Raw genomic sequence first — 26294 nt, 5'->3', positions numbered from 1 at the left:
CTTAAGAGGCGAAACCGATCAAACGATCGGCACTACTTATCACCGTAGGCAAAAGGGAACGGCCGGAGCCCCCGCACAGCGGGCTCCGGCCGTTCCGTGTGACCTGTCCGTGGCAGGTCAGAGTGCGAGGCCCGTGAGGACCAGGACGCGCTCGTAGGTGTAGTCGTCCATCGCGGAGCGGACACCCTCGCGGCCCACACCGGACTGCTTGGCGCCGCCGTACGGCATCTGGTCCGCGCGGTAGGAGGGGACGTCGCCGATGACGACACCGCCGACCTCCAGGGCGCGGTGGGCCCGGAAGGCGGCCTGGATGTCGTGGGTGAACACCCCTGCCTGCAGGCCGTACTTGGAGTCGTTGACCGCGGCGAACGCCTCGGCCTCGCCGTCGACCTTCGTGACGGTGAGGACCGGTCCGAAGACCTCCTCGGTGGCGAGGGTGGCGCCGGCGGGCAGGTCGGTGAGGACGGTCGGCGCGTAGGTGGCGCCGTCGCGCCCGCCGCCGGTGAGGAGGGTCGCGCCCAGCTCGACGGCCTCGTTCACCCAGGACTCGACGCGCACGGCCGCGGCCTCGCTGACCAGCGGGCCGACCTCGGTCTTGTCGTCCGACGGGTCACCGGTGACCTGGGCCTCGACGGCGGCCACGATGCGCGGCAGCAGCCGGTCGTACACCGCGGCGTCGGCGATGACGCGCTGCACCGAGATGCAGGACTGGCCGCCCTGGTAGTTGGAGAAGGTGGCGATACGGCCCGCCGCCCAGTCCAGGTCGGCGTCGCTCGCCCAGTCGCCGAGGACGACGGCCGCGCCGTTGCCGCCCAGCTCCAGCGTGCAGTGCTTGCGCGGCACCGAGTCCATGATCGCGTAACCGACCTGCTCGGAGCCGGTGAAGGAGATCACCGGGAGCCGCTCGTCCTGGACCAGCGCGGGCATCTTGTCGTTGGCGACCGGCAGGACGCTCCACGAACCGGCGGGCAGGTCGGTCTCGGCCAGCAGCTCGCCGATGACCAGGCCGGACAGCGGGGTGGCCGGGGCGGGCTTCAGGATGATCGGCACACCGGCGGCGATGGCCGGGGCGACCTTGTGCGCGCACAGGTTCAGCGGGAAGTTGAACGGCGCGATGCCGAGGACGACGCCCTTGGGGAAGCGGCGGATCAGCGCCATGCGGCCCTGGCCGCCCGCGTCGGTGTCCAGCCGCTGGGCCTCGCCGCCGTTGAACCGGCGGGCCTCCTCGGCCGCGAGCCGGAACACGGAGACGGCACGGGCGACCTCGCCGCGCGCCCACTTGATGGGCTTGCCGTTCTCACCGGAGATGAGCTGGGCTATCTCCTCGGTGCGCTCGGCCAGCCGCCCCGCGACGTGGTCCAGGGCGGCGGCGCGGACGTGCGCGGGGACGGCGGCGAACTCGTCGCGCACCGCGTACGCGGCGGCCACGGCCTCTTCGACCTGGGCGTCGGTGGGCACGCTCGCCCGGCCGACGACACGGCCGTCCCACGGGGAGGAGACGTCGAAGCTGTCCTCGCCGGTGGCCTGGCGGCCGGCCAGCCAGAAGGCGTGGGTGGAGGTCATGTGCGGGTCCGGCCCTTCCGCGTCGGGGGGTGTGCTTGCGTGATCCACGGTAGGGCGGGCACGACCGGCGGTCGCTTGTCCGAGTCGTACGGAAAGGGGCGGGGGATGCTCCGGTTCGGCGTGGTCGGCTACTCGGCCGAGGTGGCCTTCAGCGCGAGCCACAGCTCCATGCGCACGTCCGGGTCGTCCAGGGAGCGGCCGAGGATCTCCTCGACCCGGCGCATCCGGTAGCGCAGGGTGTGCCGGTGCACGCCCAGGTCGGCGGCGGCCGCGTCCCACTGGCCGTGCCGGGACAGCCAGGCCCGCAGCGAGGCGACCAGGTCGCCGCGTCCGGTCGCGTCGTGGTCGCGCAGCGCCCGCAGCAGGCCGTCGGCGAAGGCCCGTACCGCGTCGTCGGCCAGCAGCGGGAGCACCGAGCCGGACGCGACGTGCTCGTGCTCGACCAGGACCCGGCCCCGCCGCCGGGCGACGGAGAGCGCCTGCTCGGCCTGGCGGTAGGCGGAGGCGGCCGCGATGGGACCCGCGGGGGCGGAGAGGCCGACGACGAGTCCGCCGTCGTCGCCGTTCGAGGAATCCGGTACGAGCCGTGCCGCCTCCAGCGAGTCGGCGTACGCCGTGCAGGCGGCGACCGCCGTGCCGCCGTCGGTGGCCAGCACCACCAGGCGCTCGCGTTCGGGCACCACCAGGACGGCTTCGCCGGAGCGGGCGGCGGCGGACTCGGCCGTCTCCGCGAGCGCGTCGAGCGGGTCGCCCTCCGTTCCCTGCCGCTCGGCGACCAGCATCCGGAACGGCGCGTCCAGCAGCCCGCCGTACAGGTCGCCGGCGACCGCGCGGGCGTGGTCGGGCTCCCCGGCCAGCAGCATACGCAGCACGGCCGCGCCGACCCGCTGTTCGGCGGCGTGCAGGGAGCGGGAGCGCTCGGTGGTGAGGGTGAGCAGGGCGATCGCGGAGTGCACCGCGTAGCGCTCGGCGGTGCCGGGGGCGGCGGCGGTGCCGACGGCGAGCGCGGCGCGGGGGCGGCGGCCGGTGCCCAGCGAGTGCAGTTCGATCCGGTCCTCGGTGTCGGGGGCGGCGACCACCGAGGAGGCCGGGGCGGGCCGTTCGCGCAGCCGCTCGACCTCGGCGGTGAGCCGGGCGGCCCTGCGGCCCGCCCATTCGGGCGCCGCGGCGACGACGGCGCCGGACGCGTCGTACAGCGCGGCCCAGCCGTCGACCTGGGCGGCGAGCGCGGCGAGCAGGCCCTCGGGGCCGGTGGTGAGCGCCTGCCGGGTCAGTTCGCGCTGGGCGGCGAAGCCGGCGGTGACGGCCCGGTACTGGTCGGCGGCGATGGCGGCGGACACGGCCTTGCTGATGGCGAGGAACGGGGTGCGCCGGGGCACCTCCAGCAGGGGCAGCCCCTCCTGCCGGGCGGCCCCGACCAGCGCCTCGGGGATGTCGTCGTAGTTGACCCCGACCGCGAAGCCGAGCCCGACGACGCCCGCGCCGGCCAGCCGCTTCACGTACCGCCGCATCGCCTCGGGGTCCTCCGCGTCCAGCTTGAGCGCGGTGATGAGCAGCAGCTCCCCGCCCTCCATGTACGGCACGGGGTCGGCCAGCTCGCTGACATGCGCCCAGCGCACGGGTACGTCGAGCCGGTCCTCCCCCGCGCGGACCGTCAGCTTCAGCGCGGAGTGGTGGACGAGCGAGGCGAGCGTCGGCGGCATGGGACCTTCAGGTCGGGACGGCCGGCGCGTCGTCGCGCCGCCCGGGACGGTGATCTCTTGGCCGCCACGTATGAACGGCCCGCCCCGATTCTGCCTCACCGTACGGTGGCGGGCTCCCGCTCAGTTCCGGAGGTCCACCAGCAGGGGCGGGGCGTGTTCTCCCCGGACGGTGGTCAGGGAGAGGACCGCGTGGCCCGGCGGGACCGCGTGGGCCAGTTCGGAGGCGGACCAGCGTTCCCGTTCGACCTGGCGGACGGTGACCGCGCGGGCGGTGGGCGCCTGGCCGGTGATGACCCGGCGGAGCATGTGCACGGCCTTGCCGGCCGGGGTCTCGGCGATGATCTGCCGGTCGGTGACGTCGCGGGCCTCGATCCACTCCTTGCCCCACACCTCGGCGAAGTCCTGCCCGTCCCAGGGGGTGAGCCCGGAGAACGCCATCCGGCAGCCGGTGGCGCCGAGCAGCGGGCCGCGCAGCGGGCGGGGCACGTCGTCCAGGGTGCGCAGGGTGAGGACGACTCCGGCGCCCGCGGAGCGCAGCCGCTGGATGCCGCGCACGGACTCGGGGGTGACGACCCCGGCCGCCTCGTCGAGCAGCAGGCAGGCGAAGAGGGACCGGTCCTCGCGGGCGGTGACGGCGGCGGTGAACTGGGCCAGCACCAGCCGGGCCAGGATGCGGGAGGCGTCGGCGTGGCCGCGCTGGGGCAGGTCGATGCGGACGCGGACCGGATGGTCGAGGGCCTTGAGGGTGAAGGGCCGGGAGGCGCCGGAGGTGTCGAAGAAGGCGGCGAAGGCGGGCCGGTCGAGCAGCGCGACCCGGTCGGCGAGCACGGGGGCCACGTCGCCGGGGTGGGCCTGCTGCCGTTCCCGCGCGTCCAGCTCGCGCAGCAGGGACGCGTGCCCGGTCTCGGTCAGCGCCTTGCGCAGCGCGGCGAGCGGGCCGGGGGAACCGTCGAGGAGCTGGCGCAGCTCGGGGACGGAGGGGAAGCGGTCGTGGACGGCGCGGAAGGGGCCGAGGAGCTGGGCGAGGACGGTGGTGGACCGGCGGCTGTCGGAGCCGGGGTGCGCGTCGGCGAGGTCGCCGACGAGGGCCTCGGCGAGTATGGCGGCGGCCTCGTCGGGGTCGGTGGTGCCGCCGTAGAGGTCGAGGTCGTAGGCGGAGTCGGGGTGGCCGACCCGGACGACCACGTCGTACGCCTCGGCGGGGCCGAGTCCGGCGCCGGCCGCGCCGACGCTGACCACGGCGGCGCGTCCGGCGAGGGCGTGCAGGCACAGCGACTCCGCGAGCGGCCGGACCAGGCTGCCGGTCTTGCCCGAGCCGGCCGGGCCGACGGCCACCAGGGAGGTGCCGAGCAGGTCGGTGCCGAGGGCGAGTCCGGCGCCCCGGTACTGGTAGGGGTTGCGCGGGTCGTCGGCGGCGGCGCCCAGGCGCACCTGGCCGGTGAGCAGGTCGTGCCGGGCCTGGCGGGCGGGCAGGTCGCGTTCGCCGGACGGGTGCGGGCAGGCGGCGGAGCCGTCGCGCAGGACGGCCCCGGTGAACGCGGACAGCGGGTAGGCGCCGGAGCGCACGCCCTGCCAGGCGCGGCCGATCCTGGCGTGGTCGACGTCCCGCATGAGTCCGGTGCGGGCCTCGGCGGCGAGCCGCTCGGCGGCCTCGTGCGCGCCGTGGGCGCGCAGCTCGGGCCAGTCGGCGGGGTCCTCGCCGGGCGCGGGCGGCGGGGGTTCGGCGGGGGCGCCGGAGCGCAGCCAGGCCGGGGGTCCGAAGCGGCGCCAGACCTCGCCCCAGCGGCCGATGCGGGCGACGACGAGCAGGATCACGAGGGCGATGAGGGTGTAGTACGTGTACCAGAGGACCGCGTTGCCGACGCGATCGTTGCCCTCGCGCCAGGAGTCCGGGGTGAACAGCTCCAGCGGGAGCACCCACCAGCCGCCCAGGTAGCCGTTCCACAGCAGGGACCACACCAGCCAGCCGACCAGGAAGGCGATCACGGCGCCGCTGAGCATCTGGCGGGCCGGGGTCCGCTCGGGCTCGGTCTCGGGGCGGGGCCGGTGCCCGAGGCGCCAGACGCCGGGCGCGGCGGCGGGCCGGGAGGCGCGCAGCCAGGCGAGGAAGGCGGAGCCGTCCGGGCGGGGCGGCGCTCCGGGTGGCATCGTGGGCATGGGCGGCGGCGCGGCGGCCCCTTCCGGCGGCCGTGTCGGGCGCGGTACCGCACCGGTGTGGCCGGTGCGCGTGTCCCGCGTACCTTCGCTGTCCATCGCCCTGCCCCCTTGACCAGCCGCTCCGTCGTCGTCAGCGAGTCAATCTAACGCCCCCGCAAGGGGAGTTCACCGTTTACGCGGCCGACGGCCGTCACCACGTCACGGACCGCTATGTCCACCACGGACAACGGGCCGCGCCGACAACGCCCACATGGAGCATGCCCACCCCACGGCACCCGTCTTAGCCTGCGGGAAAACAAGGCAAGCGTCCGTAATACCCCCCAGGAGCCCCGCATGACCGCACTTCCGCAGGAGCGCCGCGTCGTCACCGCCATTCCCGGCCCGAAGTCGCAGGAGCTTCAGGCCCGCCGCACCGCGGTGGTCGCCCAGGGCGTGGGCTCCACGCTGCCCGTCTTCGTCACGCGCGCGGGCGGCGGTGTCATCGAGGACGTGGACGGCAACAGCCTGATCGACTTCGGCTCCGGCATCGCCGTGACCTCGGTGGGCGCCTCGGCCGAGGCCGTGGTGCGCCGCGCGAGCGCCCAGCTCGCCGACTTCACCCACACCTGTTTCATGGTCACCCCCTACGAGGGCTACGTGGAGGTCGCCGAGGCCCTCGCGGAGCTGACCCCGGGTGACCACGCGAAGAAGTCGGCGCTGTTCAACTCGGGCGCCGAGGCGGTCGAGAACGCGGTGAAGATCGCCCGCGCCCACACCAAGCGCCAGGCCGTCGTCGTCTTCGACCACGGCTACCACGGCCGCACCAACCTCACGATGGCGCTGACGGCGAAGAACATGCCGTACAAGAACGGCTTCGGCCCGTTCGCCCCCGAGGTGTACCGCGTGCCGGTGGCCTACGGCTACCGCTGGCCGACCGGTCCGGAGAACGCCGGTCCGGAGGCCGCCAAGCAGGCCATCGACCAGATCACCAAGCAGGTCGGCGCGGACAACGTGGCCGCGATCATCATCGAGCCGGTGCTCGGTGAGGGCGGCTTCATCGAGCCGGCCAAGGGCTTCCTCCCGGAGATCGTGAAGTTCGCCAACGACAACGGCATCGTCTTCGTGGCGGACGAGATCCAGTCCGGCTTCTGCCGCACCGGCCAGTGGTTCGCGTGCGAGGACGAGGGCATCGTCCCGGACCTGATCACCACCGCCAAGGGCATCGCGGGCGGTCTGCCGCTCGCCGCCGTGACGGGCCGCGCCGAGATCATGGACGCCGCGCACGCGGGCGGTCTGGGCGGCACCTACGGCGGCAACCCGGTGGCCTGCGCCGCCGCGCTCGGCGCGATCGAGACGATGAAGGAGCAGGACCTCAACGGCAAGGCCAAGCGCATCGAGGAGGTCATGAAGGGCCGCCTCGCCACGATGGCCGAGAAGTTCGACATCATCGGTGACATCCGGGGCCGCGGCGCGATGATCGCCATCGAGCTGGTCAAGGACCGTGACACCAAGGAGCCGAACGCCGAGGCGGCCGCCGCGCTGGCCAAGGCGTGCCACCAGGAGGGCCTGCTGGTCCTGACCTGTGGCACCTACGGCAACGTGCTGCGTTTCCTGCCCCCGCTGGTCATCGGCGAGGACCTGCTGAACGAGGGCCTGGACATCATCGAGCAGGCGTTCTCGCGCATCTGAGCGAGCGGACCGCTCGTCCGTCGAGTGGTCCGTACCTCTGGCGGACGACTGCGGCAGGCCGTGTGAAGAACGTGTGCGAGGTGGATGACAGGACGCGATTGCGTCTGTCCGACCGCCTCGGCCTGCCGTAGGTTCTGTCCCGATGAGAGATACACCCCGCTCGCAGGGGACTGCGGGCGGCTTCAGGCCGGGGCCTCCCCAGCTTCGACCTGGTCGTGCCCTCGCGCACACAGCCGGGGCCTGAGGGCTCCGGGATCTCCACACCGATCGGACGGTCGCCGCCCCAAACCCCCCGGGGCGTGCGACATCCCGGTCCGGTCGGCCGCCTCGGAACCACCCCCCCTGTTCCGGGGCGGCCGACCTCCTTCACGCCGCCCGCGCCCGTGCGAAGCTGGCCCGGTGCCGAACACCGCCCGCCGCCTCGCCCTCGCCGCCCTCCTGACCGGCTTCCCGGCGCTGCTGTTCGCGCTGATCACCTGGCAGGTCCTGGTCCGGGGACCGCTGCTCACGCTGGACGCCCGGCTCAGCCGCGGCCTGGTCCACCCGGACCGCTTCTCCGAACTCCTCTCCGACCTCGGCAACATCGAGGTGGCCGTACCGGTGCTCGTCGTCGCCCTGGCACACGCGGCCTGGCGGGGCAGGTCCGCCGGGACGCCCCGCTGGTGGCTGCCGCCCGCCGCGGCCGCGCTGCTGATGGCGCTGCTCCCGGCGCTCGTCGTCCCGCTGAAGCTGTGGACCGCGCGGCCGGGGACCCCCGTGGTGCCCCCGGCCACCGGCTACTTCCCCTCCGGTCACACCGCGACGGCGGTCGTGGCGTACGGCGCCTCGGCGCTGCTGCTCCTGCCCTGGTGCCGCACCCTCGCCGCACGCCTCGCGGCGGTCGGTGTCCCGGCCGCGCTGGTGCTCGCGGTGTCGTACGGGCTGGTGCGGCGGGGCTGGCACTGGCCGCTGGACGTGCTGGCGTCCTGGTGCCTGGGCGCGGTGCTGCTGGCCTTCCTGGCGCTGCTGCTCAGCCGAAGTAGGAGTCGAAGGTCCGCTGGAACTCCCAGCCCGCGAACCGGTCCCAGTTCACCGACCAGGTCATCAGCCCCCGCAGCGCGGGCCACGTCCCGTGGGTCGGGTACGAGCCGCAGTTCGTCTTCTTAGTGAGGCAGTCCAGGGTCTTGGTGACCTCGGCCGGGGCGACGTAGCCGTTGCCGGCGTTGACCGAGGCGGGCATGCCGATGGCGACCTGGTCGGGGCGCAGCGGCGGGAAGACGTTGCCGGCGTCGCCCGCGACCGGGAAGCCGGTGAGCAGCATGTCGGTCATGGCGATGTGGAAGTCGGCGCCGCCCATCGAGTGGTACTGGTTGTCCAGGCCCATGATGGGGCCGGAGTTGTAGTCCTGGACGTGCAGCAGGGTGAGGTCGTCGCGCAGGGCGTGGATGACCGGGAGGTAGGCACCGCAGCGCGGGTCCTGCCCGCCCCACTTGCCGCTGCCGTAGAACTGGTAGCCGTTCTGCACGAAGAAGGTCTCCGGGGCCATGGTGAGCACGAACTCGGTGCCGTACTTGGCCTTGAGGGTCTTCAGCGCGGAGATCAGGTTGACGATCACCGGGGTGGTCGGGTTCTTGAAGTCGGTGTCGCCGGTGTTCAGCGAGAGCGAGTGGCCCTCGAAGTCGATGTCGAGGCCGTCGAGTCCGTAGGTGTCGATGATCTTCGAGACGGACGAGACGAAGGCGTCACGGGCGGCGGTGGTGGTGAGCTGGACCTGGCCGTTCTGGCCGCCGATGGAGATCAGCACCTTCTTGCCCGCGGCTTGTTTGGCCTTGATGGCGGCCTTGAAGTCGGCGTCGCTCTCGACGTTCGGGCATTCGGACACCGGGCAGCGGTTGAACCGGATGTCCCCGGAGGTGACCGAGGTGGGCTCGCCGAAGGCCAGGTCGATGACGTCCCAGCTGTCGGGCACGTCGGCCATGCGGGTGTAGCCGGAGCCGTTGGCGAAGCTGGCGTGGAGGTAGCCGACCAGGGCGTGGGCGGGCAGTTCGGCGGAGCCTCCGCCGTCGCTGCGGGCCGGGGTGATGGCGGTGACCGTGGCGGAGCGGGCGGACTCCCCCGCGTCGTTGGTGGCGGTGACCTGGAAGGCGTAGGCGGTCGAGGGGTTCAGGCCGCTCACCGTGGCCGAGGTGCCGCTCACGCTCTGGACCTTGGTGCCGTCGCGGTAGACCGCGTAGCCGGTCGCGCCGCTCACCAGCGTCCAGGAGAGGGCCACGGACGTGGCGGTGACGGTCCCGGTGCGCAGTCCCGTCGGCACGGAGGGCGGCTGGGTGGTGCCGCCGCCGGGGCCGGTGAGGGAGATGTCGTCGGCGTAGTAGGCGCCGGTGCCGTACCAGCCGTGGGTGTAGATCGTGACCTTGGTGGTGTTGGCACCGGTGGTGAAGGTGGTGGCGAGCTTCTGCCAGTCGGTGGCGGACTGGGTCCAGGTGGAGACGTCGGTGGTGCCGGTGCCGCTCGCGCCGAGGTAGACGTAGGAGCCGCGCACCCAGCCGGCCAGCGTGTACTGGGAGTTGGGCCTGACGGACACCGTCTGGGAGCACTGGGCGTTGTCGCTGCCCTCCGGGGTCGCTCTCAGCGCGGAGGAACCGCTGTGCACCGGTGAGGTGACGGTCGTGCCCGCGGTGCAGGTCCAGGGCGACAGGCCGGACTCGAAGCCGCCGTTGACGGCGGCGTCCGCGTCGGCCGCACGGGCGGCCGACGAGAGCGCGGCACTGCCGGGCACGGCGAGAGCCATGACCGTGAGGAGTGCGACCAGAGGTCGGGGTCTTTCCACAAATGCCTCCAGGCATGGGGGAGTTGGAGGTCGAGGGTGCACCCAACTTGGTCCAGACCAATTCCGTTGTCAAGGAGTCAGGGGCGGCGCCCGCCCTCCTCGACGGCCAGCGCGGCCGCCGCCTCGTGCATCGCCAGCTCCAGCAGCGCCGGGTCGGTCAGCGTGCCCGACCCGTCCGGCGGCACCAGCCAGCGCAGCCCCCGGGCCGCCCGCCCGGGGTGCGGCACCACGATCCAGGTGCCGGAGCCGGCCGTGCGGATGCCGGTGCCCAGCCAGCGGGCGGCGGTGCCGGGCGGCACGAAGAAGCCCACCCTGCTGTCCCCGAAGTCGACCAGCACCGGGCCCGGCTGGTCGAGGACCCGGGTGAGCACGTCCAGCGTCGGATACCCCAGCTCCCCCGGCAGGATGAGCACGTCCCACGCCTTGCCCGCGGGCAGCAGGGCGACCCCCAGGGGGCTGCGCTCCCATTCCCAGCGGCAGGCTTCCGGGTCCGGCGCCACCGACGCCAGCCACTCCACCGCGGTCTTCGCCCCTGTCATGAAATGACCTCCCTCTCGTTCGCGGACACACACACGCGCCGTCTGCGAAGGAGAGGGAGGCGGACCCGCCGGCATTACGCGGGTTCGGCGGGCTCTTTCGGGTGACCTGGCTCACACCCGCCGGGAGGCGCCGGTCAGCTGTCGAAGCCGAGGCCCAGCCGGTCCATGGCCCGCAGCCACAGATTGCGTCTGCCGCCGTGCGCGTCGGCCCGCGCCAGCGACCACCGGGTCAGCGCGATCCCCGTCCAGGCGAACGGCTCGGGCGGGAACGGCAGCGGCTTCCTGCGGACCATCTCCAGCCGGGTGCGCTCGGTGTCCGCGCCGTCCAGCAGGTCCAGCATCACGTCGGCCCCGAAGCGGGTCGCGCCCACACCGAGTCCGGTGTACCCCGCCGCGTAGGCGACCCGGCCCCGGTGGGCGGTGCCGAAGAACGCCGAGAAGCGGGAGCAGGTGTCGATGGCGCCGCCCCAGGCGTGGGTGAAGCGGACGCCCTCCAACTGCGGGAAGCAGGCGAAGAAGTGCCCGGCCAGCTTGGCGTAGGTCTCCGGCCGGTCGTCGTACTCCGCGCGGACCCGGCCGCCGTAGGGGTAGATCGCGTCGTAGCCGCCCCAGAGAATCCGGTTGTCCGGGGTCAGCCGGAAGTAGTGGAACTGGTTGGCCGCGTCGCCCAGGCCCTGGCGGTTCTTCCAGCCGAGCGAGTCGAGCTGCCCGGCGTCCAGCGGCTCGGTCGTCAGCGCGTAGTCGTAGACCGGCACCGTGTAGGAGCGGACCCGGCGCAGCAGGCTCGGGAAGACGTTGGTGCCGAGGGCGACCTTGCGGGCCCGGACCGTGCCGTAGGGGGTGCCCGCCTCCATGCCCGCGCCGTACTGCTTGAGGGTCAGGGCCGGGGTGTGCTCGTACACCCGGACCCCCAGGGCGACGCAGGCCCGCTTCAGGCCCCAGGCCAGCTTGGCCGGGTGCACCAGGGCGACACCGCGGCGGTCCCACAGCCCGGCCTCGAAGGTGGGCGAGTCGATCTGGGAGCGCAGGGCGTCGCGGTCCAGGAACTCCATGCCGTCCGCGAGGCCCTTCTCGCGCAGCTCCCGGTGCCAGTCGCGCAGTTCCCACGCCTGGTACGCCTCGGTGGCGACGTCGATCTCGCCGGTGCGCTCGAAGTCGCAGTCGACGCCGTGCCGGGCGAGCGCCGCCTCGATCTCGTCGAGGTTGCGCGTGCCCAGTTCCTGGAGGGTGCCGATCTCGTCCGGCCAGCGGGCCAGGCCGTTGGCGAGACCGTGGGTGAGGGAGGCGGCGCAGAATCCTCCGTTGCGGCCCGAGGCGGCCCAGCCCACCTCGCGCCCTTCCAGCAGCACCACGTCCCGGCCGGGATCGCGTTCCTTGGCGTTCAGCGCGCTCCACAGTCCGCTGTACCCGCCGCCGACCACGAGCAGGTCGCAGGTGTCGGTGCCGGTGAGGGCGGGCTCGGGACGGGGCTTGCCCGGGTCCTCCAGCCAGTAGGGGACCGGCTGGGCTTCGGAGAGGGAAGCGATCCAGTTGTCTTTTCCACGGCTCATGGCGCTAGGGGCCATGATTCCAACTCCCTACGGGGTGTTATGCCTGCCGCCGGCCGCGCCGTCGGGTGACGAGCATCGGGACCAGCACGAACAGTACGGCGACCAGGAACATCGCCGTACCGATGACATTGATCTGAACGGGCGTTCCGCGCTGCGCCGAGCCCCAGACGAACATGGGGAAGGTGACGGTCGAGCCCGCGTTGAAATTGGTGATGATGAAATCGTCGAAGGAGAGCGCGAAGGACAGCAGCGCGCCCGCGGCGATTCCGGGTGCCGCGATGGGCAGGGTGACCCGCCAGAAGGTCTGCACCGGTCCCGCGTACAGATCGCGGGCGGCCTCCTCCAGGCGCGGGTCCATCGACATCACGCGCGCCTTGACGGCGGTGACGACGAAGCTCAGGCAGAACATGATGTGGGCGATCAGGATGGTCCAGAAGCCGAGCTGGGCGCCCATGTTGAGGAACAGGGTGAGCAGCGAGGCGGCCATGACGACCTCGGGCATCGCCATCGGCAGGAAGATCAGCGAGTTGACCGCGCCGCGCGCCCGGAACCGGTAGCGGACCAGCGCGAAGGCGATCATCGTGCCGAGCGCGGTGGCGCCCACGGTGGCCCACAGGGCGATCTGGAGGCTGAGCGAGAGCGAGCCGCACAGGTCGGCGACCCCGCACGGGTCCTTCCAGGCGTCGGCGGAGAAACGCTGCCACTCGTAGTTGAAGCGGCCCTTGGGATTGTTGAAGGAGAACACCGTCACGACGATGTTCGGCAGCAGCAGGTAGGCGAGCGTCAGCAGTCCCGCGACGACGACGAGACGGCGCTTGAGCCAGGTGAGGGCGGCCATGTCAGACGAGGTCCTCCGTCCCGGCCCGGCGGATGTAGAACGTGACCATGGCCAGGATCGCGGCCATGAGGATGAAGGAGAGCGCGGCGGCCGTCGGGTAGTCGAGCACGCGCAGGAACTGGGTCTGGATGACGTTGCCGATCATGCGGGTGTCGGTGGAGCCGAGCAGTTCGGCGTTGACGTAGTCGCCGGCCGCCGGGATGAAGGTGAGCAGCGTGCCGGAGACCACGCCGGGCATGGACAGCGGGAAGGTCACCTTGCGGAAGGTGGTCCAGGGCCGGGCGTAGAGGTCGCCCGCCGCCTCGTGCAGCCGTACGTCGATCCGCTCCAGCGAGGTGTACAGCGGCAGGATCATGAACGGCAGGAAGTTGTACGTCAGTCCGCACACCACCGCCAGCGGGGTGGCCAGCACCCGGTCACCGGCGGTCCAGCCGAGCCAGCCGGTCACGTCCAGCACGTGCAGGGTGTTGAGCGCGTGCACCACGGGCCCGTTGTCGGCGAGGATCGTCTTCCAGGCCAGGGTGCGGATCAGGAAGCTGGTGAAGAACGGCGCGATCACGAGGATCATGATCAGGTTCCGCCAGCGCCCGGCGCGGAACGCGATCAGGTACGCCAGCGGATAGCCCAGCAGCAGGCACAGCACGGTCGCGGCGGCGGCGTAGAGCACCGAACGGACGAACTGCGGCCAGTACTCGGCGAGCGCGTGCCAGTAGGTGGCGAAGTGCCAGGTGACCTTGTAGCCCTGCTCCAGCGACCCGGTCTGCACCGAGGTCGACGCCTGGTAGACCATCGGCAGCGCGAAGAACACGATCAGCCACAGGATGCCGGGCAGCAGCAGCCAGTACGGGGTGAACCGGCCGCGCTTACGGGGCGGCTTCGCGGGTTCCGGCGGGGCGAGCGGCGGGGGCGCCTCGGTGAGCGTCGGCATCAGGCGGCCGCCTCTTCCTCGGTGCCCGCGTCGATGTCCTGGGCGGCGTCGAGCGCGAAGGTGTGCGCCGGGTTCCAGTGCAGGACGACCTCGGCGCCGGGGACGAGACGGGCGTCCCGCTCGACGTTCTGCGCGTACACCGCGAGCGCGCCCGCGACCGGGCTGTCGATCACGTACTGGGTGGAGACGCCGATGAAGCTGGCGTCCGCGACGGTGCCGGTGAGGCGGTTGCGGCCCTCGGGGACCGAGCCCGCGTCGTCGGCGTGGGTGAGCGCGATCTTCTCGGGGCGGACGCCGACGAGCACCTTGCCGCCCGCGGGCGCCGGGGCGGAACACCGCGCCTCGGGCAGCAGCAGCTTGCCGTCCCCGGCGCGCAGCACGATGTCGCCGCCGCTGCGGGAGTCGACCTCGGCCTCGATCAGGTTGGAGGTGCCGAGGAAGTTGGCGACGAAGGTGGTGCCCGGGTTCTCGTACAGCTCGGCGGGCGAGCCGAGCTGCTCGACGCGGCCCGCGTTCATCACGGCGACCGTGTCGGCCATGGTCATGGCCTCCTCCTGGTCGTGCGTGACGTGGACGAAGGTGATGCCGACCTCGGTCTGGATGCGCTTGAGCTCCAGCTGCATCTGGCGGCGCAGCTTGAGGTCGAGGGCGCCGAGGGGTTCGTCCAGCAGGAGCACCTTGGGGTGGTTGATCAGGGCGCGGGCGACCGCGACGCGCTGCTGCTGGCCGCCGGAGAGCTGGTGCGGCTTCTTGCGGGCCTGCTCGCCGAGCTGGACGAGGTCCAGCATCTCCTCGACCTGCTTCTTCACGCTCTTGACGCCGCGCCGGCGCAGGCCGAACGCGATGTTCTCGAAGATGTCGAGGTGCGGGAAGAGGGCGTAGGACTGGAAGACCGTGTTGACCGGCCGCTTGTACGGGGGCAGCCCGGTGACGTCCAGGTCGCCGAGGTGCACGGTCCCGGAGGTCGGCTCCTCCAGCCCGGCGATCATGCGCAGGGTGGTGGTCTTGCCGCAGCCGGAGGCGCCGAGCAGCGCGAAGAAGGAGCCCTGGGGCACGGTCAGGTCCAGCGGGTGCACGGCGGTGAACGAGCCGTACGTCTTGCCGATCCCGGTGAGGCGGACGTCGCCGCTGCCGTCTGTCGTCGTCTTCATCCTCGTCACGCCCCTGTGAGCTTTGCGAACTTCTCTTCGTAGGCCGTCTCTTCCTTCTGGCTCAGGGAGCGGAAGGCGTGGGACTTCGCCTGCATGGCCTTGTCGGGGACGATCAGCGGATTGTCCGCCGCGTCCCGGTCGATCTTCGCAAGCCAGGGCTTCACGCCGTCGACCGGAGTGACGTAGTTGATGTAGGCGGCGAGCGCGGCGGCCTGCTCGGGTTCGTAGAAGAAGTCGATCAGCCGCTCGGCGTTCGTCTTGTGACGAGCCTTGTTGGGGATCAGCATATTGTCCGTCGAGGTGACATAGCCGCTGTCCGGAATGATGAAGTCCACATCGGGGCTGTCCGCCTTGAGCTGGACCACGTCCCCGGCCCAGGCGACACAGGCCGCGAAATCGCCCTTGGCGAGGTCGGCGGTGTAGTCGTTGCCGGTGAAGCGGCGTATCTGGCCCTTGTCGACACCCTTCTGCAGCCGGGCTATCGCCGCGTCGTAGTCGTCGTCGGTGAAGTCGGCCGGGTCCTTGCCCATGTCGAGCAGGGTCATCCCGACGCTGTCCCGCATCTCCGAGAGGAAGCCGACCCGGCCCTTCAGCTTCGGGTTGTCCAGCAGGTCGGAGACGGATCTCACCTCGACGCCGTCCAGCGCCTTCTTGTTGTAGGCGATGACCGTGGAGATGCCCTGCCAGGGGTAGGAGTAGGCCCGGCCGGGGTCCCAGTCGGGCTCGCGGAACTGGGGCGAGAGGTGGGCGAAGCCGTTCGGCAGGTGCGCGGGGTCCAGCTTCTGCACCCAGCCGAGCCGGATCAGCCGGGCGGCCAGCCAGTCGGTCAGGACGATCAGGTCACGGCCGGTGTCCTGGCCGGCGGCGAGCTGCGGCTTGATCTTGCCGAAGAACTCGTTGTTGTCGTTGATGTCCTCGGTGTAGCGGACCGTGATCCCGGTCTTCCGCCGGAACGCGGCGAGCGTCGGGTGCCGCTTGCCGCTGTCGTCGACGTCGATGTACTCGGTCCAGTTGGAGAAGTTGACCGTCTTCTCGCGGGCCGAGCGGTCGTCGGCCGACGTGCCGCCGGGCGTCCGTCCGGCCGCCGGGATGCCGCAGGCGCTCAGCGTCCCCAGCCCGCCGGCCGCGAGCGCCCCCATGGTGGACGCCCGCAGCAGCGAACGGCGGGTCAGCGCCGCCCGCCCGCCGCGCATGCTGCGCCGCACGGCGGCCCACTGGGCCGGGGTGAGGCGGTCGGGCTCGTACTGATCCATACGCGTGGTGCCCTTTCGGAAAGCGGGAGGGGGTCCGGCAGAGGCGACGGGGGGCCTGGCAGGAGCGGCACCCCCTAGGGGCGGTCCCCGAAGACCGTGCGGTGCCAGTCCTTGCGGACGGCCGCGGTGTTGTCGTACATGACGTGCTTGATCTGCGTGTACTCCTCGAACGAGTACGCCGACATGTCCTTGCCGTAGCCGGACGCCCGGTGTCCGCCGTGCGGCATCTCGCTGATGATCGGGATGTGGTCGTTGATCCACACACAGCCCGCCCGCAGCTCGCGGGTGGCACGGCCGGCCCGGTAGACGTTGCCGGTCCACGCGGAGGCGGCCAGCCCGTACGGGGTGTCGTTGGCGAGGCGCAGGCCCTCGTCGTCGGTGTCGAAGGGGAGCACCACCAGCACGGGGCCGAAGATCTCCGACTGGACGATCTCGCTGTCCTGGGCGGCGCCGGTGACGAGGGTGGGCCGGTAGTAGGCGCCGCGTGCCAGGTCGCCGCCCGGCGCCTCGCCGCCGGTGACCACCCGGGCGTAGGCGCGCGCCCGGTCCACGAAGCCGGCGACGCGGTCGCGGTGGGCGTGCGAGACCAGCGGGCCGAGGTCGGTGCCGGGCGCGAAGGGGTCGCCGAGCCGCACGGTCTCCATCAGCGCCGCGGTCCGCTCGACGAACGCCTCGTACAGCGGGCGCTGCACGTAGGCCCGGGTGGCCGCCGTGCAGTCCTGGCCGGTGTTGATGAGCGCGCCCGCGACCGCGCCGTTGGCAGCGGCCTCCAGGTCGGCGTCGTCGAAGACGACGAAGGGCGCCTTGCCGCCCAGCTCCAGGTGGAGCCGCTTGACGGTGGCCGTGGCGATCTCGGCGACCCTGCGGCCCACCGCGGTGGACCCGGTGAACGAGGTCATCGCCACGTCCGGATGTCCGACCAGCCGCTCCCCCGCCTCGGGCCCGGTCCCGCAGACGACGTTGATCACGCCGTCCGGGATGCCCGCGTCGACGGCCGCCCGCGCGAAGAGCAGCGAAGTGAGCGGGGTCAGCTCGGCGGGCTTGAGCACGATGGTGTTGCCCGCGGCGACGGCCGGGAGGATCTTCCAGGCGGCCATCTGCAGCGGGTAGTTCCAGGGCGCGATCGACCCGACCACACCGATGGGCTCACGCCGGACGTACGAGGTGTGGTCGCCGGAGTACTCCCCCGCCGACTGCCCCTGGAGATGCCGGGCGGCGCCCGCGAAGAAGGCGGTGTTGTCGATGGTGCCCGGCACGTCGAACTCGCGGGTGAGCTTCAGCGGCTTGCCGCACTGGAGCGACTCGGCACAGGCGAACTCCTCGGCCCGGTCGGCGAGGACGGCGGCGAAGCGGTGCAGGGCGTCGGAGCGCTCGCCGGGCGTCGTGGCGGCCCAGCCGGGGAAGGCGGCACGGGCGGCGGCCACGGCCGCGTCCACGTCCCGCTCCCCGGCGAGTTCGTAGCGGTGGACCTCCTCCCCGGTCGCGGGGTCGGTCACCGCGTGGAAGCGGCCCGAGGTGCCCGGCACGGGGCGGCCGGCGATGAACTGCGCTCCCTCGGCGAACCGGTCGCGCGGGGTGAATCGTTCCGGGGTGGCGGTGCCCGGCTTGTGCATGTCGCTCTCCTCCGCCGGACACCCCTTCGGGGGCCGGGTGGCGTGGCTCCAGCTCGATTTGAGTGCCGATCCTGGCAGAGGGGCCGTACTGCAACAAGGGATTCCGTTGTTGCCTTTTGGTTACGCGACGGAATCTGTCGACCGGCTGTCGAGTCGGCACCTAAAAGAACTGACGGGTTGTCGGTGGCGGCTGCCACACTCGCCCGTATGGGGAAGATCGACTCGGTGGAAGCGCTGACCGGCGCGGTCCGGGCGGGCACGCCCGTCACGTACCTGCACTTCTGGGGGCACCGCCCGCAGCGGGACGGCCGGGTGGGCCCGGGGTGCCTGAGCCAGTGGTGGCCGGCGCCGTTCACGGTGGACGGGGTCGTCTACGCGACGGCCGAGCACTGGATGATGGCGGCCAAAGCGCGGCTCTTCGCCGACCCGGAGGCCGAGCGGCTGGTCCTGGCCGCGGGACATCCGGCCGAGGCGAAGAAGGCGGGGCTGCTGGTGAAGGGCTTCGACGAGGAGACCTGGCGCCGGGAGCGGTTCCGGATCGTCGTCGAGGGCAGCGTGCACAAGTTCGCCGCCCACCCCGACCTCCGGGAGTTCCTGCTCGGCACGGGCGAGCGGGTGCTGGTGGAGGCGAGCCCGGTGGACCGGGTGTGGGGCATCGGGCTCGCTGCGCGGGACGAGGCCGCGTCCGACCCGGCCCGCTGGAAGGGGCCGAACCTCCTGGGCTTCGCGCTGATGGAGGCCCGGGAGCGGCTGCGGTCAGACGCGGGGTGAGGCGAGGGCGGGGGCGACGGGGGCGTAGGGCGCGGAGTTGTAGGAGGAGTCGCCGGGGTCGCTGTCCCAGTCGTCGTCCGGCCTGTCCGCGCCGGCCACGAGGAAGTACATCACGATCATGAAGGCCAGCGTGGCCAGGCCCACGACGGTGCCGATGGCGCCGAGCACGATGCCCGCCTGGGCCTGCGACCGGTTGGTGGCCTCACCCCGGTCGGCACGGTTACGGCCCTTGAAGCCGAGGACCACGGCGATGACGCCGAGGGCGATGGAGAAGACGCCGTAGAGGCAGAACAGCACGACCGAGAGGATGCCGAGCACCATGGCGGCGGTGCCGGCGCTGTTCTGCGGAACGGGTCCCATGGGGCCGCCGGGCCAGCCGTAGGCGGAGGGCTGGGGGTAGCCGTGGGGGGCCGGGTAGCCCTGGGGGGTCGGGAAACCTTGGGGGTTCGGGAAGCCCTGGTTCGGGAAGCCCTGCGGGTTCGGGTGACCGGGGTGGCCCGGGTAGCCGTAGCCGACGGGGGGTACGGGGGTGCCGGTGGGGGCGTAGGGCGGGAGACCGGGACCGTTCGGGGCGATCGGCGGGGGCGGGAGGGCTGGGCCACCCGAGGACATCGGCGGGGGCGGGACACCGGGGCCCGTGGGCTGCGGCGGGACCCCATGCTGCGGCGGGACAGCGGGGCCCTGGTGCGGGCCGAAGCCGACGGCGGGCATCGCGGCCATGGTGGCCTGGTCGTGGACCGAGGGCTGCTCAGGGACGCCCGGCGTGGGGTCCTTCCGGAGCGACGGCCCCTTCGGCGGCGGCCACGAGGGATCGGGAGCCGGTCCCTGACCGTTCGCCCCCCGTCCACCGTCGGGCTGCGTCTGCTCCGTCATGTCCTCATCCCCCCGCTCGGATCGTCAGATCATCTCAGATCCGCCCCAGGAGCCGTGCGCCCCGCACGTCCTGCACCGACCGTAGCGCCTCGGCCACCCCACGGGCCCCGCTCTAGGATGTCTGCGCACCACCCGATCAGCCGATCACCCGCGCCCGGACCCCACCCACAGGTCCGCGAGCGCCTTTCCCGGGGAGGACCCCTTGACCGAGCGCAGCGCCGCCCGCGACCCGCACAGCTTCATCGCCGGACTGCCGAAGGCCGAACTGCACGTCCACCACGTCGGCTCCGCCTCCCCCCGCATCGTCTCGGAACTGGCCGCCCGGCACCGCGACTCCAAGGTCCCGACCGACCCGGAAGCGCTGGCGGAGTACTTCACGTTCACCGACTTCGCCCACTTCATCCAGGTGTACCTGTCGGTCGTGGACCTGGTCCGCACCCCGGAGGACGTCCGGCTGCTGACGTACGAGATCGCGCGGGACATGTCCCGGCAGCAGGTGCGGTACGCCGAGCTGACCGTGACCCCGTTCTCCTCGACCCGGCGCGGGATAGAGGACCGGGCGTTCATGGACGCGATCGAGGACGCCCGCAAGTCCGCCGAGGCCGACTTCGGCACGGTGCTGCGCTGGTGCTTCGACATCCCGGGCGAAGCCGGTCTGGTGTCGGCGGAGGAGACGGCGCGGATGGCGACCGACGACCGCGTCCGCCCGGAGGGCCTGGTGTCCTTCGGCCTCGGCGGCCCGGAGATCGGCGTACCGCGCCCGCAGTTCAAGCCGTACTTCGACCGCGCGATCGCCGCCGGACTGCACTCGGTGCCGCACGCCGGTGAGACGACCGGACCCGAGACGGTGTGGGACGCGCTCACCACGCTCGGCGCGGAGCGGATCGGCCACGGCACCAGCTCCGCCCAGGACCCCGCGCTCCTCGCCCACCTGGCCGAGCACCGCATCGCCCTGGAGGTCTGCCCGACCTCCAACATCGCCACGCGCGCGGTGCGCACGCTGGAGGAGCACCCGCTGAAGCAGTTCGTGGACGCGGGCGTGCTGGTCACGATCAACTCGGACGACCCTCCGATGTTCGGCACCGACCTGAACAAGGAGTACGCGATCGCGGCCCGTCTGCTGGACCTGGACGAGCGGGGTATCGCGGGCCTGGCGAAGAACGCGGTGGAGGCGTCCTTCCTGGACACGGCGGGCAAGGAGCGGATCGCGTCGGAGATCGACGCGTACACGGAGGCGTGGCTCGCGGGCTGACCTCCTGGCACCCACACGGCTGCCAGAATGACGCCCATGCAGACCTGGACCGCCGTCGCACACCGGGGCGACCCCTACCGCTTCCGCGAGAACACCCTCGCCTCGCTGCGCTCCGCGCTCGAACAGGGCGCGGACGCGGTCGAGATCGACGTACGCCTCACCCGGGACGGCGTCCCCGTCCTGCTGCACGACGCCTCCCTGAAGCGGCTGTGGGAGATCGAACGCCCACTCTCCGCGCTCACGGCGGCGCAGGTGACCGAGCTGACGGCGGGCGGCATCCCGACCCTGGCGGAGGCCCTGTCCGCCACGGAGGGCACCCGGGTCATGGCGGACCTGTGCGGCGGCGTGACCCCGCGGATGGCGGACCGCGTCCTGGACGTGGTCCGCGAGTCAGGGGCGGAGGACCGCGTCTACTACTCGGCGGGCGCGGAGTCCCTCCTGACCCTCCGCGCGGCCGCGCCCTCCGCCGAACTCGCCCTCACCTGGACCACCACGGCCCGCCCCCGCCCCGCCCTCCTCACCGCCCTGCGCCCCCGCTACCTCAACTACCGCTTCCCCCTCGTCGACCACGACCTGGCCCAGCGGGTCCACAAGGAGGGCTACCTCCTGTCGGCCTGGACCCCGGACACGGGCCGCTCGATGCGGAGACTGCTGGCACTGGGGGTGGACTCGATCACGACCAACCGGATCGAGACGCTGGTGGGGTTGCGGACGAGGGTGCGATAGAAGCACCGCTCTCCTAAAGCGGTTCTCCATCACGCCCGTTCGTACGCAGGTGCGTTCGCTCGCACGCTCCGGGACACAGAGACCGGCGGCCTCCCCCTGGAAGGGGAAGGCCGCCGATGCCCGACAGGCTTCGCTCAGTCGAAGTAGTCCGGCTGGGTCTGCACGTTCAGCTCGGGCAGGTGCACCCGGCGGGCCGAGTCCGTACGACGATCACTCAGCTTCAGGACGTCGAAGCCCTTGATGATGTCGTTGGAGTAGATGTGGCCGTTGTAGTAGTACGCCGACCACGAGCCGCCGACCTGGAGGGTGTCCGTGGAGAGCGGGCCCCGCTCGAAGTAGGCGATCTCCTTCGGGCTGCGGGAGTCGGTGAAGTCCCAGACGGAGACGCCGCCCTGGTACCACGCCTGGACCATGAGGTCGCGGCCCTTGACCGGGATCAGGGAGCCGTTGTGGGCGACGCAGTTCTCGGTGTCGGCCTGGTGGCGGGGGATCTTGTAGTAGCTGCGGAAGACCAGCTTGCGGTGATCGCCGCGGCCCGTGATGTCGTAGATGCCGTCGGCGCCGCGGTTCGGGCCGATGGCCGCGTTGCAGGTGGCCGCGCCGCCGCCGCCCAGCTCGTCGGTGAAGACGACCTTGTCCGCGCGCTGGTTGAACGTCGCGGAGTGCCAGAACGCGAAGTTGACGTTGTCCTGGACCCGGTCGATGACCTTCGGGTGCTCGGGGTCCTTGATGGAGAACAGGATGCCGTCGCCCATGCAGGCGCCCGCGGCGAGGTCCTTGGAGGGCAGCACGGTCAGGTCGTGGCAGCCGGTGGTCTTGGAGACGCCGGGGTTGGTCGGCGCGCCGGGGTTGCCGCCGCCGTCGGGGCCTTCACCGGGGAAGAGGACGGGGAAGCCGACCACGGCCGCCTTCTCGGGCGCCTTGCGCGGCACCTTGATGACCGAGATGCCGTCGTGCGGCGGCTGGCAGTCGGGGAAGGTGGCGCTCGGGGAGTAGGAGGAGACGTAGACGTAGACGTCTCTGCGCTCGGGCACCAGCGTGTGGGTGTGGGAGCCGCAGGCGGTCTCCACGGCGGCGACGTACTTCGGGTTCGCCTTGTCGCTGATGTCGAAGATCTTCATGCCCTCCCACGACGACTTCTCCGTCGCGGGCTGTGTGGTGCTGGCGCAGGAGTTGTCGCTGCGCGAGGAGTCGGTGGAGAGGAAGAGCAGGTCGCCGCTGACGGAGACGTCGTTCTGCGAGCCGGGGCACAGCACCTGCGAGACCGTCTTCGGCGCCTTCGGGTTGCTGATGTCGAAGATGCGGAAGCCGTCGTAGTTGCCGGCGAAGGCGTACCGGCCCTGGAAGGCGAGGTCGGTGTTGAAGCCGGGGAGGGCGTCCTTCGGGATGTTGGTGAGGTGCTCGATGTTGGCGGAGTGGACGGTCTCGTCCTGGCCCGGTATCTCACCGTCCGCCACGGCGCCCCGTACCTCGGCCGCGTCGCTCTTGGAGAGACGCTGCCCGGCGGCGGGGCTGTCGCCGGGATCGGGGGTCGCGGAGGCCGGTGCGGTGGTGAGCAGCGCGGCCAGGAGTCCCGCCGCGGCGGCGACGACTCCCAGCCCTCTGCGACGGGTTCGGGAATGCTGGAACGGGGTCACTGCTTCCTCCCTGGTGCCGGACGTGGGGGCGCGGCTCACATTCCCCCGCAGTATCGTCCGTGCCATGGACAGGTCAACAGTGCGCAATGAGTCGGGTCCGAAGGTTCTCGGTCATTCGCGGGCGGAAGAGTGCTAGGACGGTCAGTGCTCGCACCGCCACGAAGACTGGAGATCCCCGTGCCTCACCGTCGCGCCTCCCTCACGACGGCCCTCCTGGCGGGCACGGCCCTGCTCGCGGCCGGCGGCTGCTCCGCTTCCGGCACCGAGTCCGCGCACACCGAGCCCTCCGTCATAGCCCCCGGCAAGCCCGGCGAGGCGAACCGGACACTGTCCGCCGAGGACGCCGCCGATCAGCGCGCGGACGACAACTCGCCCAACACGGCGGACCGTTCCTACGTCGTCATGATGATCAGCCACCACTCCCAGGCCCTGGAGATGACCGGACTCGTGCCCGAGCGGGCCCAGTCGGCCCAGGTGAAGGGCATCGCGGAGCGGATCTCCGCCGCGCAGGGACCCGAGATCGCGGCGATGAAGGGCTGGTTGGCCACCAACGGCAAGGGCGGCGAGGCTCACCACCACCATGGCGCGATGCCCGGCATGGCCACCGACGCCCAGCTCACCGAACTGCGCGCCGCCGAGGGCAAGGCGTTCGACCGGCTCTTCCTGAAGCTGATGATCGCCCACCACCAAGGCGCCGTCTCCATGGCCACCGACGTGAAGGCGCAGGGCAACAACATCCAGATCGAGGAGATGGCCGACGACGTCATCGCCCAGCAGACCAGCGAGATCGTCCGGATGCGCGGCATGCTCTGACCGGGGCGACGAGCCGGAAGCCCCGGTCAGCGATGCCTCACTCCCGCGCCTGCTTCCCCACGTACTCCGCCAAGTGCCGCCCCGTCAGCGTCGACCCGTCCGCCACCAGCTCGGCCGGCGTCCCCTCGAAGACGATCTGTCCGCCGTCGTGACCCGCGCCCGGCCCCAGGTCGATGATCCAGTCCGCGTGGGCCATCACCGCCTGGTGGTGCTCCACGACGATGACCGACTTCCCGGAGTCCACCAACCGGTCCAGCAGGCCGAGGAGTTGCTCCACATCGGCGAGGTGCAGGCCGGCAGTCGGCTCGTCGAGTACGTACACACCGCCCTTCTCCGCCATGTGCGTGGCGAGCTTGAGCCGCTGGCGTTCGCCGCCGGAGAGGGTGGTCAGCGGCTGGCCGAGGGTGAGGTAGCCGAGGCCCACGTCGGACAGCCGGGTCAGGATGCGGTGCGCGGCCGGGATGCGGGCCTCGCCCTCCGCGAAGAAGGCTTCCGCCTCACTGACCGGCATGGCCAGCACCTCGCTGATGTCGCGGCCGCCGAGCCGGTACCCCAGCACCGCCGACTGGAAGCGCCGCCCCTCGCACTCCTCGCAGGTCGTGGCGACGCCCGCCATCATGGCGAGGTCGGTGTAGACGACGCCGACGCCGTTGCACGTCGGGCAGGCGCCCTCGGAGTTGGCGCTGAACAGCGCGGGCTTGACCCCGTTGGCCTTGGCGAACGCCTTGCGGATCGGGTCCAACAGCCCGGTGTAGGTGGCCGGGTTGCTCCGCCGCGACCCCCGGATCGCGCCCTGGTCGACGGAGATGACCCCCTCCCCCGCGGGCACCGATCCGTGCACCAGCGAGCTCTTGCCGGACCCGGCGACCCCGGTGACGGCGACCAGCACCCCGAGCGGGATGTCCACGTCGACCCCGCGCAGGTTGTTGGCGTCCGCGCCCCGGATCTCCAGCGCGCCGGTGGCCTCGCGGACACTCTCCTTCAGCGCGGCCCGGTCGTCGAGATGGCGCCCGGTGACGGTGTCCGAGGCCCGCAGCCCTTCCACCGTGCCCTCGAAGCAGACGGCGCCGCCGCCCGTACCGGCGCCGGGACCGAGGTCGACCACGTGGTCGGCGATGGCGATGGTCTCCGGCTTGTGCTCCACGACCAGCACGGTGTTGCCCTTGTCGCGCAGCCGCAGCAGCAGGCCGTTCATCCGCTGGATGTCGTGCGGGTGCAGGCCGGTGGTGGGCTCGTCGAAGACGTACGTGACGTCGGTGAGCGAGGAACCGAGGTGCCGGATCATCTTCACCCGCTGCGCCTCGCCGCCGGACAGCGTGCCCGAGGGGCGGTCGAGGGAGAGGTAGCCGAGGCCGATCTCCACGAACGAGTCGAGGCTGTGGCCCAGCGCGGTCAGCAGCGGGGCCACGGAGGGGTCGTCGAGACCGCGTACCCACGCGGCGAGGTCGGTGATCTGCATCGCGCAGGCGTCCGCGATGCTCACGCCGCCGATGGTCGACGTACGGGCGCCCTCGTTCAGCCGGGTGCCCTCACAGTCGGGGCAGACGGTGAAGGTGACGGCCCGCTCCACGAAGGCGCGCACATGCGACTGGAGCGCGTCGACGTCCTTGGCGAGGAACGACTTCTGGATCTTCGGGATCAGGCCCTCGTAGGTGAGGTTGATGCCCTCGACCTTGATCTTGGTGGGCTCCTTGTGGAGCAGGTCGTGCAGCTCGCGCTTGGTGAACCTGGCGATCGGCTTGTCCGGGTCGAAGAAGCCGCAGCCGGTGTAGATACGGCCGTACCAGCCGTCCACGCTGTAACCGGGGATGGTCAGCGCGCCCTCGCGCAGCGACTTGGTGTCGTCGTAGAGCTGGGTGAGGTCGATGTCGGTGACCGCGCCCCGGCCCTCGCAGCGCGGACACATGCCGCCGGTGCGGCTGAAGGTCACCTTCTCCGCCTTGCGCGCCCCCTTGTCCACCTTGATCGCGCCGCTGGCCTGCACGGAGGCGACGTTGAAGGCGTACGCGCTGGGCGGGCCGATGTGCGGGGCGGCGAGGCGGCTGAACAGGATGCGCAGCATGGCGTTGGTGTCGGTGACGGTGCCGACGGTGGAGCGGGGGTCGGCGCCCAGCCGCTGCTGATCCACGATGATCGCGGTGGTCAGCCCGTCGAGGATGTCCACCTCGGGCCGGGCGAGCGTCGGCATGAAGCCCTGCACGAACGCGCTGTACGTCTCGTTGATCAGCCGCTGCGACTCGGCGGCGATGGTGCCGAACACCAGCGAACTCTTGCCGGAGCCGGAGACACCCGTGAACACCGTCAGCCGGCGCTTGGGGATCTCGACGCTGACGTCCTTGAGGTTGTTCACCCGCGCGCCGTGGACGCGGATCATCTCGTGGCTGTCGGCGGCGTGCGCGTCCGTGCCCTTGGTCATACCGTCTCCATCTTCACGTACTGGCTTCTTGTCG

At 71.9% G+C, this 26294-nt stretch carries 18 protein-coding genes and 2 pseudogenes; 6 read left to right on the top strand and 14 right to left on the bottom strand.

From position 1 onward, the window contains the following. Positions 1-117: 117 nt before the first annotated feature. From ABZ898_RS03330 to ABZ898_RS03320, 3 genes are all read right to left on the bottom strand, one after another. Complete coding sequence (locus ABZ898_RS03330) at positions 118-1563, bottom strand: aldehyde dehydrogenase family protein (RefSeq protein WP_361652195.1); 1446 nt, start codon at positions 1561-1563, stop codon at positions 118-120. 128 nt (positions 1564-1691) lie between these two features. Then, a complete protein-coding gene (locus ABZ898_RS03325) occupies positions 1692-3266 on the bottom strand; it encodes a PucR family transcriptional regulator (protein ID WP_361652193.1) in 1575 nt (524 codons plus the stop codon). A 120-nt stretch (positions 3267-3386) separates the two neighbouring features. Beyond that, complete coding sequence (locus ABZ898_RS03320; protein ID WP_361652191.1) at positions 3387-5519, bottom strand: ATP-binding protein; 2133 nt, start codon at positions 5517-5519, stop codon at positions 3387-3389. Positions 5520-5756: 237 nt separating this feature from the next. On the opposite strand from ABZ898_RS03320, the gene gabT reads away from it, so the two are divergent. Then, positions 5757-7091, top strand: a complete 1335-nt coding sequence (gene gabT / locus ABZ898_RS03315) for a 4-aminobutyrate--2-oxoglutarate transaminase (protein ID WP_361652189.1) — start codon at positions 5757-5759, stop codon at positions 7089-7091. Between the two features lie 84 nt (positions 7092-7175). Then, positions 7176-8045 (top strand): annotated as a pseudogene (locus ABZ898_RS03310) (phosphatase PAP2 family protein); the annotation flags it as partial. Between the two features lie 55 nt (positions 8046-8100). On the opposite strand, the gene ABZ898_RS03305 reads toward ABZ898_RS03310, so the two are convergent. The 8 genes from ABZ898_RS03305 to ABZ898_RS03270 all read right to left on the bottom strand — a co-directional run bounded on the left by ABZ898_RS03305 (position 8101) and on the right by ABZ898_RS03270 (position 17772). After that, a complete protein-coding gene (locus ABZ898_RS03305) occupies positions 8101-9861 on the bottom strand; it encodes a glycoside hydrolase family 18 protein (RefSeq protein ID WP_361652187.1) in 1761 nt (586 codons plus the stop codon). 116 nt (positions 9862-9977) lie between these two features. Beyond that, positions 9978-10439, bottom strand: a complete 462-nt coding sequence (locus ABZ898_RS03300) for a hypothetical protein (protein WP_361652185.1) — start codon at positions 10437-10439, stop codon at positions 9978-9980. 134 nt (positions 10440-10573) lie between these two features. Further along, a complete protein-coding gene (locus ABZ898_RS03295) occupies positions 10574-12004 on the bottom strand; it encodes an FAD-dependent oxidoreductase (RefSeq protein WP_361652183.1) in 1431 nt (476 codons plus the stop codon). A gap of 22 nt (positions 12005-12026) precedes the next feature. Beyond that, on the bottom strand, positions 12027-12827 hold the full coding sequence (locus tag ABZ898_RS03290) for an ABC transporter permease (protein ID WP_361652181.1): 801 nt from the start codon (positions 12825-12827) through the stop codon (positions 12027-12029). A gap of 1 nt (position 12828) precedes the next feature. Next, positions 12829-13755 (bottom strand): ABC transporter permease, encoded by a 927-nt coding sequence (locus tag ABZ898_RS03285; RefSeq protein ID WP_361652179.1) that lies wholly within the window; start codon positions 13753-13755, stop codon positions 12829-12831. Next, positions 13755-14915: an ABC transporter ATP-binding protein gene (locus tag ABZ898_RS03280; protein WP_361652177.1), complete on the bottom strand. Its 1161-nt coding sequence runs from the start codon at positions 14913-14915 to the stop codon at positions 13755-13757. Before ABZ898_RS03280 ends, ABZ898_RS03285 begins: the two co-directional genes overlap by 1 nt. Then, positions 14912-16159, bottom strand: a complete 1248-nt coding sequence (locus tag ABZ898_RS03275) for a spermidine/putrescine ABC transporter substrate-binding protein (RefSeq protein ID WP_361652175.1) — start codon at positions 16157-16159, stop codon at positions 14912-14914. Before ABZ898_RS03275 ends, ABZ898_RS03280 begins: the two co-directional genes overlap by 4 nt. Positions 16160-16233: 74 nt before the next feature. Next, complete coding sequence (locus ABZ898_RS03270) at positions 16234-17772, bottom strand: gamma-aminobutyraldehyde dehydrogenase (protein ID WP_361652173.1); 1539 nt, start codon at positions 17770-17772, stop codon at positions 16234-16236. 207 nt (positions 17773-17979) lie between these two features. Between ABZ898_RS03270 and ABZ898_RS03265 the strand changes: the two genes are divergently transcribed. Beyond that, the gene (locus tag ABZ898_RS03265; RefSeq protein WP_361652171.1) at positions 17980-18543 is read left to right on the top strand and encodes an NADAR family protein; all 564 of its coding nucleotides are present in this window, start codon (positions 17980-17982) and stop codon (positions 18541-18543) included. On the opposite strand, the gene ABZ898_RS03260 is transcribed toward ABZ898_RS03265, so the two are convergent. After that, positions 18529-19263 carry a DUF4190 domain-containing protein gene (locus tag ABZ898_RS03260; RefSeq protein ID WP_361652169.1) on the bottom strand — a complete coding sequence of 245 codons (735 nt, stop codon included), beginning with the start codon at positions 19261-19263 and terminating at the stop codon, positions 18529-18531. The two genes, ABZ898_RS03265 and ABZ898_RS03260, sit on opposite strands and share 15 nt — an antisense overlap. A 296-nt stretch (positions 19264-19559) precedes the next feature. Here ABZ898_RS03260 and ABZ898_RS03255 point away from each other — a divergent pair. Beyond that, positions 19560-20668, top strand: a pseudogene (locus tag ABZ898_RS03255) (adenosine deaminase). A gap of 36 nt (positions 20669-20704) precedes the next feature. Beyond that, positions 20705-21394 carry a glycerophosphodiester phosphodiesterase gene (locus ABZ898_RS03250; protein WP_361652167.1) on the top strand — a complete coding sequence of 230 codons (690 nt, stop codon included), beginning with the start codon at positions 20705-20707 and terminating at the stop codon, positions 21392-21394. Between the two features lie 134 nt (positions 21395-21528). Here the strand turns inward: ABZ898_RS03250 and ABZ898_RS03245 are convergent, their stop codons facing one another. Further along, positions 21529-23031 carry a hypothetical protein gene (locus tag ABZ898_RS03245; protein ID WP_361652165.1) on the bottom strand — a complete coding sequence of 501 codons (1503 nt, stop codon included), beginning with the start codon at positions 23029-23031 and terminating at the stop codon, positions 21529-21531. A 228-nt stretch (positions 23032-23259) separates the two neighbouring features. Here ABZ898_RS03245 and ABZ898_RS03240 point away from each other — a divergent pair, with 228 nt between their 5' ends. After that, on the top strand, positions 23260-23844 hold the full coding sequence (locus ABZ898_RS03240; RefSeq protein ID WP_361652290.1) for a DUF305 domain-containing protein: 585 nt from the start codon (positions 23260-23262) through the stop codon (positions 23842-23844). A gap of 37 nt (positions 23845-23881) precedes the next feature. On the opposite strand, the gene ABZ898_RS03235 is transcribed toward ABZ898_RS03240, so the two are convergent. Then, positions 23882-26260: an excinuclease ABC subunit UvrA gene (locus ABZ898_RS03235; protein WP_361652163.1), complete on the bottom strand. Its 2379-nt coding sequence runs from the start codon at positions 26258-26260 to the stop codon at positions 23882-23884. Positions 26261-26294 lie beyond the last annotated feature (34 nt).

This window comes from Streptomyces sp. NPDC046860 (assembly GCF_040645115.1).
In the GTDB taxonomy this organism is placed as follows: Bacteria; Actinomycetota; Actinomycetes; order Streptomycetales; family Streptomycetaceae; genus Streptomyces.
The sequence above is the reverse complement of the archived record's forward strand: the minus strand, read 5'-3'. Positions and strand labels throughout refer to the sequence as shown.